The following is a 15605-nucleotide window of genomic DNA, read 5'->3' as shown; positions in this document are numbered from 1 at the left end:
TTTTATTAATTATTATATTTATTGCGGTGTTTCAGTAACTAATTGATTACTTTCATATAAGTCGATCATGTCATCATAGTGTGGGCTCATGATATTGCCGGACTGACCCGTTGAATTGATGTACCAAGACTTAAACCCTTCCTGCTTACTCGACACCATAATTTGGCGAAACCCAGCACCAAATATCTGCTCATATCCATCAGCACTATCAAACCGATAACCGGCGGCATTCACGGTATCTAATGAACCAGCTCCAGTGATCTGCCGCTCAAAAATTCGTCTCGAAAAGTCCGCTTCACTAAAGGGTTGATGCGCGAAAGTTCTCGGCGCAAGCTCTCCCCATGACCACGGCCTAGCGCCAAACTTACGCTCAAGTTCAACTAAAGTCGCTTGATAGGAATCCCTAATTTCATCTGTACATTTTTCTGAAGTGTCAGAACACCATAATTCATGGTCTTGTAAGGCGAGCAATAACTGTTTGTCGGTTAGACTAGATGCGGTTAGCCCGCCACCAAATTGTGTAGCAAGACTTTGTGAATGGAATAATTTGACTTTTAAATTTCTGATCATGACTTGGTATATAGCACCAACGTCAGGGTCAGATTTATAATCTCCGTCCCAATGTAGTAGCTCACCAAGTAAAGGCTTCAGATTTGGATAGTCATTTCTAAGAAGGTTGAGTAGATCTATCGCCCCTAAGTCAAGTACATCACCTTGAATACTCCGGAAAGTATCGATGGAAAGTTTGTGTCCTCGCTTTAACTCACCTTCTATAAGAGATGCTATACGTTCCGCTCTATATGAAGGAGCCCAGTCCATAGAAATGAAGTAAGGATAATCCTCAGAGACATGTTTTTGGTTGGCATTAATGATATAGCCTTTTTTAGGGTTGAATTCCGTTGGCATACTTTCCCAAGGAATGTACCCAGTCCATTCAAACTCATACTGATTAACAGGTATGGCTCCAGAATGTTTTTTGCGAAGCGGAACTTTACCCGCGCTATTGAGGCCTATATTGCCTAGGCGATCTGCATAAACAAAATTGATTGTCGGCGTGATAAGAAGCTGGAGCGCATTCCTGAACTCTTCCCAATTAGAAGCATAATTCAGGTCGATCAAGGCAGAAATAGAAGTATCACTGTCATTTAAAGCTGTCCATCTCAGTGCATACCCATGAGACGCGCCAGCACTATAATCTAGAATAGGCCCATATTTTGATTGTGCAACCGTATGTTTTATAGTCTCTGGGGCTTTTCTAAATTGAGCTGGGAAGTCAGCCTTAACCGCGATCTCCTCTACCCTTTGAACAATTTTCTCTCCTGCAGAATTCCCTCCTCGATTAAGGTCCACTATGACCAAATCTTGCGTATCCGCGGGCATGTTAGTACCGCCCCAAGCAATATGAGCATTATGTCCAAATACAATTACAGGCAATCCTGGAATGGTCATACCTGATGCGTTTACTTCGCCGCCTAACAAAGACGCTCGATACCATAATGAAGGCATTTGGAAAGAGAGATGAGGATCATTCGCCAACATCGCATCGCCCGAAGCACTTAACTCCCCAGAAATTGCCCAAGCGTTACTCCCGGCAAATTTGCCTCCAATCCCATGCTCTAGCAATAAAGCTTCTTCGATACTCGCTAACTGGCTTAACGTCTCATCCAATTTAGCGACACGTGATATATCCTCTGATAAAGATTGCTGATCATTAAGCTCTGGATAGATTGAGTGTAAATAGTCCACTGGTAATTTAGCGGCAGCTTGTACTCTGGCGCGTTCATAATTAGCAGCAAAACTCAGAGAGTAAGAAAGTAGCTTACCTACCATTAATGAATCTTCAGGAGACCAATTTGAAGCAACGACACCAAAAACCCTAAACTCAATTGGTAGGTTTTCAGAATCTCTGATATACGCATTCACTCCTTCAGAGAAGGCAACTAAGATGCCTTTTTCCCGCTTCCCTAAACTTTTTAGCGCCTCTTTTGCAGCATCAGCAAGCCCCAAAGTACGCATATATTTATCACGCTCAATTGTTGATGCTCCAAAGACCTCACTCAAAGTACCTTTAATTAGTCGGCGCTGTAACTCCATTTGCCAAAGCCGATCTTGAGCTTGAACATATCCCATAGCGAAAAAAGCATCATGATCACTTTTCGCGCTTATATTTGGAACTCCGTATTTATCTCTAGAGATACTCACTTTGTTACTCAAAGCGCTATCGCTTAATGTGATATTATCCAGAGGTAAAGTTTCTCTCTCGTCTAAGTAAAAATAAGAGATGATTATAAGGAGGGGAATAAATACTAAAATAACAAATCTTAATGCTAATGACTCTCGAGAAAACACCTTACTTCTTCCTTGCATATCAACAGTAACAAACGAAAATTTAGCCTATTAGAGTGCATCAAGTAGCCCCTTTAACATTAGACTCAACTTATTAATATCAGGTACATAGTACCCAAAAAATGAAACTGATCAACACAAAAAACAAAACAAAAATTAACTCAATTAACACAATTAACACACAGGACACAATTGAGAAATACAAAATTGCATAATGTACATACAACTTCCTCACATGCAGTATCATTCACCCAAATACAGACAAATAAATGGTGAACAAAAAGTCGCCTATAAAATGCGGGCTCTTTGGTGTTAGCGTATATAAACAAAAGATGTAAAAATTAATCTAAGAAGCAGTTAATGAGCAAAGAAAAGTTTCGATTAAATACCTAAAGAAAGGTGCTTTATATGCAATATTTAGAATGTATTTTTTCTATAAATTTAGAAATTAATTTCAATTTTCTGCTCAATACCAGACCACCATTAGTGCAGACAACTGAATATACTCGAGCAATTTTTAGCTATTCGATATCTTGATACCTTGAGCATTTAATCAATATCAACTACAACAGAAATGGAAAGTGTCGTTGTCAGGAAAAATATTACGCACCACCATGGAACACTTACGCACCAATTTAGTGCAAAACATCCGTTCACAGATCAGTGAATTTAAATAAATTACTAAAAATCAAACAGTTAAACAATTGGCACGATTAACGCTTATCAAGGTGCAATTGCAGTACATTGCAGCAAAAAATAACCCAACGAGTCGGAGGACACATGTCACAATCGGTTTTAGATTTTATTAAAGAGCACGACGTAAAATTTGTTGACTTACGTTTCACAGATACAAAAGGTAAAGAACAACACGTATCGATCCCGCATCATCAAGCCGATGAAGACTTCTTTGAAGACGGCAAAATGTTTGATGGCTCATCTATCGCTGGTTGGAAAGGCATCAACGAATCTGACATGGTACTTATGCCTGACGCAGAAAGTGCTAAGCTAGACCCATTCGCAGAAGAAACAACCCTTATCGTCCGTTGTGACGTGGTTGAACCAAACACACACCAAGGTTACGAGCGTGACCCACGTTCAGTAGCTAAACGCGCTGAAGAGTTCATGCGTTCAACGGGTATTGCAGACACCGTATTATTCGGTCCTGAGCCAGAGTTTTTCTTGTTTGACGATGTTAAATTTAAAACTGACATGTCTGGCTCAATGTACAAAATTGATGCTGAAGAAGCGGCTTGGAACTCAGACAAAGACTACGAAGGTGGTAACACAGGTCACCGTCCTGGCGTAAAAGGTGGTTACTTCCCAGTAGCACCGGTAGATTCGTCCAATGATTGGCGTGCAGCTACTTGTTTAGTACTTGAAGAGATGGGCCACGTTGTTGAAGCGCACCACCACGAAGTAGCAACTGCTGGTCAAAATGAGATTGCGACTCGCTTTAATACTATGGTAACTAAAGCAGACGAAATCCAAGAGATGAAGTACGTTATCCACAACATGGCTCACCTATACGGTAAAACAGCAACCTTTATGCCTAAGCCAATCGTTGGTGATAACGGTTCAGGCATGCATTGCCACCAATCACTTGCTAAAGACGGCAAGAACATCTTCGCAGGCGACAAGTACGGCGGTCTATCTGAAGAAGCGCTTTACTACATTGGTGGTATCATTAAGCATGCTAAAGCAATCAATGCATTCACTAACCCAGCAACAAACTCTTATAAGCGTCTAGTACCAGGGTTTGAAGCGCCAGTTATGCTTGCATACTCAGCACGTAACCGCTCAGCATCAATCCGTATCCCGGTGATCCCATCAGAAAAGGGTCGTCGTATCGAAGTACGCTTCCCAGATCCTGCGGCTAACCCATACCTAGCTTTCGCAGCGCAGTTGATGGCTGGTCTTGACGGTATCCGCAACAAGATCCACCCTGGCGATGCAATGGACAAAGATTTGTACGACCTACCAGCGGAAGAAGCAGCAGAAATCCCAACAGTTGCAGCATCACTTGACGAAGCGCTTGCTTCTCTAGATGCTGACCGTGAGTTCTTAACTCAAGGTGGCGTATTCACTGACGACCTAATCGATGCGTACATCACACTTAAGTCGAAAGAAGTTGAAAAATTAAACATGACAACTCACCCAGTTGAGTTCGAAATGTACTACAGCGTTTAATCGCTAACAGACTACTACGCTCAGTACCGCGGTATTGAGCTTGTAGAGCCAAAACTCATTATGCGTTTCTGGCACTCTTAATCATATGTGTTCTCAAGCCCGTAATTACGGGCTTTTTTAATTTAATTCAAAAGGTTAAATTAAATATCTCGAATAAATTTATTCTCGGAGTTACTCATTTGTAACTCGCAATTCCAACAACACTATACTAAAGTATGAACAGTAGTTTACTGTGGAGAGTTGTGGTGCGTCAGTGGTTTCTTATAATGTCGGTTAGCATGACGCTAACCCTAACAAGCATTGATGCTGCAGCAGAGTCCAATCCAAAAATCTATCGCTGGAAAGACAAAAACGGCCATTGGGTCTATTCGGATGTACCGCAACCAGGTTCAAAAGAAGTCAAACTCAACGCCAGCGCTTTAACCATGCCAAGTGTTGATACTAAAATTCTCGAACAAACGGATACAACACCAACGATTCAATATACAGCTAAAATCACTTCTCCTGAGCATGAGCAAACAATCCGTGATAATAGTGGCAGTGTATACGTAACTGGCACCATAGAACCAAGATTTACCCAAGGTTTAAGCGTGCAACTCTTTCTCAACGGAACAGCCACAGGGCCAAAACAAAGTAATACTCAGTTTTCTTTGCGTGGTATCAATCGTGGCGAGCACTCTTTGGTTATGAAAGTGTTTAATCAAAAAGGTATATTAGTCGCCCAAAGCGATGCTCATAAGTTCTTTTTGCACCGCAATACCGTGAATAATTAGAGCGATATTGCTTACCTACACTGACTTTTAACCAGTAGTTGCAAACACACCATACTCATCCCTCCTGCTATTGAGGAGGCCAAACTCGACATTTCATTGTGTTCAATCCACAACCTTTGCTCACCCACCTGGATTTGATAGTAGACTTCAGCCTTTGTTTGCAGTAGATATTTATCTCGCCAGTTAGGTTGAACGACCCGCATTACGCCTGTAAGGGTGGTTTTCTCGCCATTCGTAGCCCGATGTAAATTAGCGGTGTGAGGAGGAAAGCAACCCGTATACTCGGTAACATTCCTAGCGCCTTGAAAGTCACAACCACTCATGCAGAACGTGACAAAAAGGCTCCCCCCGCAAGCACAAGCTAAATGTATTTTTTGACACAAAGCATTAATAATGTGGGCACCTTAAAGTTGGCATGCTTTATTAATACCAAGTTTAGGATACGAGTTCGAAAACCCCTAGTTTCTGAGCTCAGGTAATAATTTAATCCAATGGATGCAAAGCTATGCTATTCTCATTGCACCACATTGGTGCACGGTGAACATATATGGATCAACATAACTCGATTGACTTGGATAAAGTTTGGCAATCTCTCTCAACCGCGATTTTAGTGCTCGATCAAAATTTAATGATCCACTATGCCAATTACAGCAGTAGTGAACTACTGGGACTCAGCACTAAACGGCTTGTTGGACTGGCGATTGATAGTGTGTTTAATCATCATCATATAGACTTGCCACGGCTCTCTAAATACGTGCTACAAGATGGTGTAGACTGCCAGCAACACAGGGTAGACGTGGTATTTGTAGATAATCGTGTTGCGACACTAAGTCTGCATGCCAGACGAGTTTACCTTGCAGAAGAGGCGTTCATTTTAGTGGAATGTCGCCGTGTTGATGATGCCCTGCGTTATGACCAAGCATCCAATCAAATGCACCAATTTCAAGCAGCTCGAAATCTCATTCGTGGTCTTGCTCATGAAATAAAAAATCCACTTGGTGGGATCCGCGGTGCGGCGCAATTATTGCAGTACGAAACTGATCAACAAGAACGGGAAGAATGTGCCACGCTCATTATTGAGCAAGCAGATAGATTGCGCGAGTTGGTAGATAGATTGCTTGGACCCAATCAGTTACCACAAAAAGAGCCGTGTAATATCCATCAGGCGTTAGAATCGGTGATAAAGTTAACCACCTTGGAGCGCGATGCCGATATCACCTTGGTAAAAGATTATGATCCCAGTATTCCGGCTATCGTGATAGATCAAGCCAAAATTCAGCAGGTTCTGCTGAATATGCTACGCAATGCTCAACAAGCGCTACAGCATGACGGTACGATCACCATAACAACGCGCATTAAACACCGTCTTCATCATGGTGAGCGACTATTGAAAAAAGCATTACTCATCCGTATCAGCGACAACGGTCCAGGGATCGCCGATGAGGTAAAAGAGACATTGTTCTTTCCGATGATCACGAATAAAGAAGGAGGCTCTGGACTTGGGCTCTCTATCGCGCAAACTTTGGTAGAGCAACACCAAGGATTTATCGAATGCGATAGTTGGCCAGGACACACTGAGTTCAGTATCTACCTTCCCTTTGACAACACCGAAACAGGAAACGTGCAATGAAATCAGTTTGGTTAGTCGATGATGACGCTTCAATCCGATTTGTTTTAGAAAAGGCATTAAAGCGAGCTGAGTTTGAAACCGAGAGCTTCGCCAGTGGTCAAGATGTATTGACCGCGCTTGAATATGAGCAACCCGCGGTGCTGATCTCAGATGTACGTATGCCAGGTATCGATGGCATGGCCTTGTTAGATAAAATTGCAGGGCTCTACCCAAACTTGCCGGTGATCATTATGACCGCGCACTCGGACTTGGACTCTGCGGTCAACGCATTTAAAAAAGGGGCGTTTGAATATCTCGCCAAACCTTTCGACTTAAACGAGGCCGTTTCCCTTGTGCAACGTGCATTTCGTGCAGGCCAGCAAACTAAAAAGCAAAAGCGCCAAAGTGAAAAAGCCAATAGCCCCGACATTATTGGTGAAGCCCCAGCGATGCAGGAAGTGTTCCGCGCCATCGGTAAACTTTCCGCTTCAAGCATGAGTGTATTGATTAACGGCGAATCTGGAACGGGTAAAGAGCTTGTGGCAGGCGCACTGCACAATCACAGCCCGCGCAAAGAGGCTTCTTTTATCGCGCTCAATATGGCCGCCATTCCCAAAGATCTCGTCGAGTCTGAGTTGTTCGGCCATGAAAAAGGCGCTTTTACTGGCGCTGACAGCATGCGCCGTGGCCGCTTTGAGCAAGCCGATGGCGGCACCCTATTTTTAGATGAAATCGGTGATATGCCACTGGACGTGCAGACTCGGCTATTGCGCGTACTCGCCGATGGTGAGTTTTATCGGGTTGGTGGCCACAACAGTGTGAAAGTCGATGTCCGTATCGTCGCGGCTACCCATCAAGACTTAGAGACACTGGTCAAGCAAGGTAAATTCCGTGAAGACTTATTTCACCGCCTCAATGTCGTCAGGTTAAAACTACCAGCCTTACGTGAACGCCCTGAAGATATCGCCGCCCTGTGCGATCACTTTCTTGCAAAAAGCGCCAAAGAGCTAAAAGCCGAGCCAAAAATTATCTCCAAACATGCTCTGCAAAAAATGCAAGCGTATCATTGGCCTGGCAACGTTAGACAATTGGAAAACACCTGCCGTTGGTTAACGGTAATGGCGCCGGGCGAGCTTGTCACCCCAGCGGATCTGCCCGAAGAGCTAGAAAAACCACAACAGATTGACGCCTTAGAGCATGGCAATTGGCTGGACGCATTCCAAACTTGGTTAGACTCAGAGTTACGTAAAGGAAAAGACCATATTTGGCCCGATGTACAGGCACAATTAGAAACACGGCTGATCAAATCCGCACTCAATGCCTGCCATGGCCATAAACAAGATGCGGCGTTAAAGATAGGTTGGGGACGCAATACGTTGACCAGAAAGCTAAAAGAGAGAAATATTCAAGATTAGACGACAAGCTGAGTATTATGACTCAGCTTTTCCCCCACTACTCCAGTTCCCAAAATGAATAATATCTGATTGAAAATCACACAAATAACCAGTAGCTTGGACTATGCCGTATCTTGTTACTCGGCATAATACCAATTGAATTAATTCTCTAATCAATTTGAAGGGTGAAATAGCATATTAGCTTCGTTAAAAATTTCTTATTTAGAACAACTAAATAGCAAAATTTTTGCCTTGCTACTAAAGCTATTTTCCCGCTTCAAGATAGATCATTTACTTAATACAACTGGTATAACTTACATTTTGTAAAGGAATCGCTATGAAAATTACATTGAATAAAAAACCACTAAAACACCTATCTAACAGCAAGAAGCTAGCAAATGAGCTTACACCGCAAGCAGCTGGTGGTTATGATGTTACCTCACCACACAATAAAGGCTGTATCAGCTATCAGGGGATGACATGCCCTACTTCACCGTACGATCCCGCTTGCTAGAATGATTTAACTCATGTCGCTTATCGTTATATACCAATCCACATAGATAGTTGGCGACATAATCGAGTAGATTGGTGTAAGCGACAATAAAAAATCATTGCTCTAATCAAAAAAAGTCGCCACTATTTAATAAAGACAATGTACTAACTTATGTAAGCCTGTGAAACTGCTTGAAAATGTCCCACTGTTTAAACAACTAGAGATCATCAATCGCTTAGCTTTTTTTAAAGAGTTTACGCTTGCCGAGCGCCAGGTGTTGCTTGAGTCTTTTGGTCACTTATATCTGGTGCAACAAGAGCGTCATGCTTTCAAACGCTTTGAAAAAGACAATCGCCTGTATATTGTATTAAGCGGTGAGTTTTTGATTTTTAAACAAGATGCGGCCCATGATTTAGGTAAAGTTGGTCCTGGAGAGTTTTTAGGTGAAGGTGCATTTATCACTAACCGAGAACGCAGCACTAGCGCACAAGCGTTAAAAGACAGCATCATATTGGCGATAACCCCAGATGCATTAACACGCTTGCCCAATGTGATCCGGGAAAAAATCAAAGATAAACTCATTGAAGGTATGAGCCATCGCATTGCTAAGCTCAATGCATTTATTGAAGGGCAAGAAACCTAAATGAGCAGTGGGAGCCGTAGCTCCCACTTTGTATTATGCTAACAACTCACTGAATGCATCAAACAAGCTATCTAGTTCTTCTATGGTGTTGTAATGCATACAACCGATGCGAACAACCCCACCTTTATCCATCACCCCTAGCTGCTCGCAAAGCCCTTGGGCGTAGAAATTACCATCCCATACGCACATGTGCTTTTTACCTAAGAATTCCGACACGGTACGTGGCTCGATGCCATCAAATGTCAAAGCAAACGTTGGTGTACGCTCAGCGAGTCGCTCACGTGACTCGATACCAAAAAGTTTAATCTTTTTAAATTCGGCTAAACGCGTTAAGAAGTGCTGGCTAAGCTGCATCTCATGCGCTTTTGTGCGTGCAAACGCCTCAACCAGTTTCTCACGGCGTGGTGCATCTACACTCATCTCGCTAAGTGAAGCAATGTAGTCAATCGCCGCAACAACACCCGCTAGTCCTTCGAAACTCTGCGTACCAGTTTCCCAGCGGCCTGGGATAATGTCTTTTGCCGGCTCCACCTTATACGGCGTAAAACCTTCTAAATGCTCACACTTACCATAAACAATGCCCACATGCGGACCAAAGAACTTATAAGCAGAGCACGCAAGGAAGTCGCAATCCAAACCTTGTACATCGATTAGCTCATGAGGTGCATAATGCACAGCATCAACATATACCAATGCACCAACTTGGTGCGCAAGCTCCACAATGCGTTTGATATCGTTGATTGAGCCCGTTGTATTCGATGCATACGTCACCGCAACTAACTTAGTCTTGGCATTTAGTAGTGATTCAAAATGCGCAAGATCAAGCGTGCAATCGGTTTCATTAATACGCACCGCATGTACCGTCGCACCTTTATCTTCGGCAGCTTGACGCCATGAAGAAACGTTTGAATAGTGATCGGCATTGGTCACAATAACTTCATCACCTGCTTGCCATTCGCGAGATAGCGCACGGCTAAAGCTAAAGGTTAAGCTAGTCATGTTGGCACCAAATACAATTTGATCTGCACTTGGCGCATTGAGTAAGTCCGCAACCGCTTGGCGCGCTTCACTCATCAAACTGACGGTCTTATCGCTCGAGAAAAATGCACCACCTAAGTTAGAGTTAAAATAACCAAGGTAAGCAGACATCGCGCTCAATACGGATTGCGGTACTTGAGAGCCACCCGGACCATCAAGGAAAATTGGCGCGGCTCCACCAATACTTTGCATAAGCGCAGGGAACTGACGACGCACTTGATTTAAATCCATACTACCCTCTTAGGCTGTAAATACGAAGCAGTCTAGGTAACCGACTTGCTCGGCATCTAGCTTGTTCATCGGTGTTGCGTTATGCCACACTTCACGGTCATTCACCAGTGCAAATAAACCATCTTTGATTTCCATTTTGAAACAGGGCTCAGCTTCTTTGTGCTCATAAACCAATAGCTCGCCACCAGCAATATTTTCGTGAGAAACACCGCAGACACAGACATGGTCAAAGCCATCTTGGTGCACACCTTCTGGCGCAGGAGGGGTATCGCTTTCAATCGCTAACATGCGAAACTGATGCACTTCTATGCTGGTATCGTCTGCAATTCCCGTCATGGCTTTAAATTCAGCAAGCATATGCTTAAAGCCATCGGTGTTTAACATGTCCTGCTCAAGGTTTTCGTAAACACGCTCAATATTACCTTGGAAAGTATTAATTGAATCGTCTTGCACGAAAGCCTTAGTCGGCTGCAATGTCACTTCACCGTCAGTGAATTTAACCACTGAATAGCGGCGCTTTCTGAATGCACCATCGGCATAAGGGTTATCTGGGAGTTGATTGAAGAAAGGCTTAACTGCGTCGATATGTGACTGCGGTAAAAAGCGTAGTTGTAATAAATTCTGGTTGTTTACTGTTGTCATGATCCTCTCGCCCATTGATGAGAATTTGCCGACAATTCTAATAAAACCAGAGAAAATTACTGTTTAAAAAAACGGGATTTTAACAAGCAAAACGCAATAAAAACCCACTTATAGCCACTTTAATAGATTACTTATCTAGATTTAAAATAATGCTTGATAACACCATTTAAATTGAGTGCTTTATGTGCATAAAAAAAGCCAGCATGCGCTGGCTTTTTTCTTTCAATGTATTCTAGAGCGAGTAATTAAACCGCTTGTTGAATAATCACTGAGTCTGCCTTTTTAGTGTACTGAGGCATCTTATGGAAGTTCAAGTAACGGTATGTGTCCGCAGCCGTTGCATTGATCTTCTCTGCATACTCTTGATATTCAGCAGGTGTTGGTAGTTTACCAAGAATAGCAGCTACCGCTGCAAGCTCTGCTGATGCAAGGAATACGTTTGCACCTGTACCTAAACGGTTAGGGAAGTTACGAGTCGAGGTAGAAACAACCGTTGCTTTATCAGCAACACGTGCCTGGTTACCCATACATAGTGAACATCCAGGAGTTTCGATACGTGCACCTACACGACCGTAAATACCGTAGTAACCTTCGTCAGTTAACTGATCGCGGTCCATCTTCGTTGGTGGAGCAACCCATAGTTGCGTTGGTAGACGACCACCGAAATTATCCAGTAGTTTACCAGCTGCACGGAAGTGACCGATGTTAGTCATACACGAGCCGATGAATACTTCGTCGATCTTCTCACCAGTTACCGCTGAAAGTAGACGAGCGTCATCAGGGTCATTTGGTGCACAAAGGATTGGCTCTTTGATATCAGCAAGATCAATCTCAATGGTGTGCGCGTATTCTGCATCCGCGTCAGCAGTCATTAGCTCAGGATTCGCTAGCCACTCTTCCATCTTAGTGATACGACGCTCAATGGTGCGTACATCACCATAGCCTTCAGAGATCATCCACTTAAGCATCACGATATTAGAGTTTAGGTACTCTTCGATAGACGCTTGTGAAAGCTTAACAGTACAACCTGCCGCACTACGCTCTGCAGATGCGTCAGATAGCTCGAACGCTTGCTCAACCGTTAAATGCTCAACACCTTCGATTTCAAGGATGCGACCAGAGAATTCGTTGATCTTACCTTTTTTCTCAACCGTCAATAGACCTTGCTGGATTGCATAGTAAGGGATAGCGTGTACTAGGTCACGTAATGTGATACCCGGCTGCATTTCACCTTTAAAACGAACAAGGATTGACTCAGGCATATCCAACGGCATTACGCCCGTTGCTGCTGCAAACGCTACTGCACCTGAACCGGCTGGGAATGAAATACCTAACGGGAAACGAGTATGTGAGTCACCACCTGTACCTACTGTATCTGGAAGTAGCATACGGTTTAGCCATGAGTGGATAACACCGTCACCAGGGCGTAGTGATACACCGCCACGGTTCATGATGAAATCAGGAAGTGTGTGGTGTGTGTTTACATCGATTGGCTTAGGATAAGCTGAGGTATGACAGAATGACTGCATTGTAAGGTCAGCAGAGAAGCCAAGACAAGCAAGATCTTTAAGCTCATCACGCGTCATTGGACCCGTAGTATCCTGAGAACCTACTGTTGTCATTGTTGGCTCACAGTATTGACCTGGGCGTACACCTGCCATGTTACATGCTTTACCAACCATCTTCTGTGCAAGCGTAAAGCCTTTACCAGAATCAGCCACTAACTTAGGCTTACGGAAGATATCTTCAGCTTCTAGGCCTAGTGAAGCACGAGCTTTATCAGTTAGACCACGACCGATGATCAATGGAATACGGCCACCAGCACGCACTTCATCAAGAATTACGTCTGATTTCAGTGAGAACGTTGAGATAACTTCGTCAGTACCGTGACGCTTAACCACACCTTCGTATGGGAAGATGTCGATTTGGTCGCCCATATTTAGTTCGTCAACTGGAAGCTCAATCGGTAGTGCACCTGAATCTTCCATGGTATTGAAGAAGATTGGCGCAATTTTACCACCTAGACACACACCGCCAACGCGCTTGTTTGGTACGAATGGAATGTCATCACCCATGAACCAAAGTACGGAGTTAGTTGCAGATTTACGAGATGAGCCTGTACCAACAACGTCACCTACGTACGCTAGCGGTAAACCTTTACCATTAAGCGCTTCCAGTTGTGCAATTGGACCTACTTCACCTGGCTTATCAGGGTTGATACCGTCACGCTCGTTTTTAAGCATAGCCAGTGCGTGTAATGGGATATCTGGACGAGACCAAGCATCTGGTGCTGGAGACAAGTCATCTGTATTTGTCTCACCCGTTACTTTGAATACAGTCACTGAAATCTTGTCTGCAACGGCTGGCTTCTCAAGAAACCATTCTGCATTTGCCCATGACTCAATCACTTGCTTAGCAAACTCATTGCCTGCTTTTGCTTTTTCTTCTACATCGTAGAATGCGTCAAACATCAGTAGTGTATGAGATAAACCCTTAGCAACGATAGGTGCAAGTGCTGCGTCGTCTAGTAGGTCGATCATAGGCGCGATGTTGTAACCACCAAGCATAGTGCCAAGTAGTTCAGCTGCATACTCTTTTGAAATGAGTGGTGATTCAGCTTCGCCTTTCGCTACTGCAGCCAAAAAGCCTGCTTTTACGTAAGCGGCATCATCTACACCTGGCGGTACACGATTGATAAATAGATCAACGATGAACTCTTCTTCACCTGCAGGTGGAGTTTTTAGTAATTCGATAAGGTCAGCAGTTTGCTGCGCGTCTAACGGCTTAGGCACGATACCTTGCGCGGCACGCTCTTCTACGTGTTTACGATATTCTTGAAGCACAATATTGCCCTCTTGGTGACGTGGACAGACAAGTAAATGATCTGGCTGCGATTATTGATGCAATCGGCTGAACCATTCCCTTGACCATAAAATATAATGAACAATTATAAGGTCTTTGAGTATAGATGAAAATCTTGCATGCGATACCTCGCCTTATAGTCACTATAAATACAATGAATAAGCATACCGAAACAAGTATATTTTGATGAATATTAGTCAAACGAGAATCATTTTAATTTTGCGAAAAGGTACGCTTGGTGGGATTAAAAAAGGCTCCCGAAGGAGCCTTTTTGCATAAGTTAAGTAAAAATTAACGCTTAACTTTTACTTTCTCTTTAGAAGAAACGTGCGCTTCTACGCGACGGTTTTCAGCATGCGCTTCAAGCGTATTAGCTGGGTTTTTCAAACGCTCTTCACCGTAGCCTACTGTGGTAATACGCATTGAATCAATACCCATATCTACGAGTTTCTCAGCAACGTTTTTCGCGCGGCGCTCAGAAAGCTTTTGGTTATAATCCGCATCACCTACTGCTGATGCGTGACCTTCAATCACTACATCTGCATTTTTATGTTCTTTTAAGAACTTAGCAACCGCGTTGATATCATCAACATATTGCTGTGAGAAAGAAGCATCATCGTGCGGGAAACGAACAAGTAGATTTACTTTGTCTTCATTCGTTTCATATAGAGTACAACCTGACGCATCAACAGCATCGGTCATTGGTGTATTGGCACATTTATCTTCGCTGTCCACTACACCGTCTTTATCACTGTCTTGTGGTGCTTCTGCAACTACAGGTGCCGGAGCAGGTGCAACTTCTTCCGTTTTAGCCGTGCTACCGAATGAGTAGTTGATACCAATTTTACCGCCAACATCAGTAAAACCTGCTTCTAAGCCTTGGTAAACTGCCGCTTCTGCATTCACGAACAAGTGATCGGTGAAGTAGTGACGAACACCAGCACCAACGTTAGCAAAAGTGTTATCTGAAATGACGTCCAGATTCATCTTTTTGATACCCACTAGACCATAGAATGGGCCACCATCAAAGTGATATAAACCATCGATACCATAACGCTCTGCGTCTAGTGAACCATTGCTGATCCCACCAAGATCAAAATCCATGTCTGCATACTCAAGACGACCACTCCAATATTTATCAAAACGGTAGCCGATTTCAGCACCCCAACCAGTAGACTCTTCTACGTCTAAGCCAGCCATATCACGGTGATTTTGCCAGTCAGCATCATAGTAATCACCGAATACACCAAGATATACACCTTCAGTAGGTTCAGTGGTGTTTGCATTTGCATTGGCTGTTACTGCCATCGCAACTAGTAAGCTCAAAGTTTTAATTTTCATCATTCCTTCCCATCTCTGTTAGTTAACGCATTGAGTATTGACTCGG

11 protein-coding genes are annotated in these 15605 nt (G+C 43.4%); 6 read left to right on the top strand and 5 right to left on the bottom strand.

What is annotated here, in order from left to right:
* Positions 1-18 precede the first annotated feature (18 nt).
* Positions 19-2202, bottom strand: a complete 2184-nt coding sequence (locus tag MHN32_RS14325; RefSeq protein WP_158299088.1) for a penicillin acylase family protein — start codon at positions 2200-2202, stop codon at positions 19-21.
* A gap of 924 nt (positions 2203-3126) precedes the next feature.
* On the opposite strand from MHN32_RS14325, the gene glnA reads away from it, so the two are divergent.
* The 6 genes from glnA (at position 3127) to MHN32_RS14295 (ending at position 9445) form a co-directional block, all read left to right on the top strand.
* Positions 3127-4533: a glutamate--ammonia ligase gene (gene glnA / locus MHN32_RS14320; protein WP_010604329.1), complete on the top strand. Its 1407-nt coding sequence runs from the start codon at positions 3127-3129 to the stop codon at positions 4531-4533.
* A 266-nt stretch (positions 4534-4799) separates the two neighbouring features.
* Positions 4800-5306 (top strand): DUF4124 domain-containing protein, encoded by a 507-nt coding sequence (locus MHN32_RS14315; protein ID WP_239422167.1) that lies wholly within the window; start codon positions 4800-4802, stop codon positions 5304-5306.
* Positions 5307-5853: 547 nt separating this feature from the next.
* Positions 5854-6936, top strand: a complete 1083-nt coding sequence (gene glnL, locus MHN32_RS14310) for a nitrogen regulation protein NR(II) (RefSeq protein ID WP_102055862.1) — start codon at positions 5854-5856, stop codon at positions 6934-6936.
* On the top strand, positions 6933-8330 hold the full coding sequence (gene ntrC / locus MHN32_RS14305; RefSeq protein WP_010374447.1) for a nitrogen regulation protein NR(I): 1398 nt from the start codon (positions 6933-6935) through the stop codon (positions 8328-8330). Before glnL ends, ntrC begins: the two co-directional genes overlap by 4 nt.
* Positions 8331-8646: 316 nt before the next feature.
* On the top strand, positions 8647-8823 hold the full coding sequence (locus tag MHN32_RS14300; protein WP_157757218.1) for a hypothetical protein: 177 nt from the start codon (positions 8647-8649) through the stop codon (positions 8821-8823).
* Positions 8824-8983: 160 nt separating this feature from the next.
* A complete protein-coding gene (locus MHN32_RS14295) occupies positions 8984-9445 on the top strand; it encodes a cyclic nucleotide-binding domain-containing protein (RefSeq protein WP_010374445.1) in 462 nt (153 codons plus the stop codon).
* A 33-nt stretch (positions 9446-9478) separates the two neighbouring features.
* On the opposite strand, the gene MHN32_RS14290 is transcribed toward MHN32_RS14295, so the two are convergent.
* From MHN32_RS14290 to MHN32_RS14275, 4 genes are all read right to left on the bottom strand, one after another.
* Entirely contained in the window at positions 9479-10714 is a 1236-nt protein-coding gene (locus tag MHN32_RS14290; protein WP_239422165.1) for a cysteine desulfurase-like protein, read from the bottom strand.
* Positions 10715-10723: 9 nt separating this feature from the next.
* Positions 10724-11356: a 2OG-Fe dioxygenase family protein gene (locus MHN32_RS14285; protein ID WP_010604322.1), complete on the bottom strand. Its 633-nt coding sequence runs from the start codon at positions 11354-11356 to the stop codon at positions 10724-10726.
* Positions 11357-11601: 245 nt separating this feature from the next.
* Positions 11602-14199, bottom strand: a complete 2598-nt coding sequence (gene acnB, locus MHN32_RS14280; RefSeq protein ID WP_045989411.1) for a bifunctional aconitate hydratase 2/2-methylisocitrate dehydratase — start codon at positions 14197-14199, stop codon at positions 11602-11604.
* 310 nt (positions 14200-14509) lie between these two features.
* Positions 14510-15559, bottom strand: a complete 1050-nt coding sequence (locus MHN32_RS14275) for an OmpA family protein (protein ID WP_102055859.1) — start codon at positions 15557-15559, stop codon at positions 14510-14512.
* Positions 15560-15605: the final 46 nt, after the last annotated feature.

Origin of the sequence: Pseudoalteromonas sp. Of11M-6 (assembly GCF_022347905.1) — a bacterium.
Classification (GTDB): Bacteria; Pseudomonadota; Gammaproteobacteria; order Enterobacterales; family Alteromonadaceae; genus Pseudoalteromonas.
Note: the sequence above shows the minus strand (reverse complement) of the source record. Positions and strands in the feature narration are given on the sequence as shown.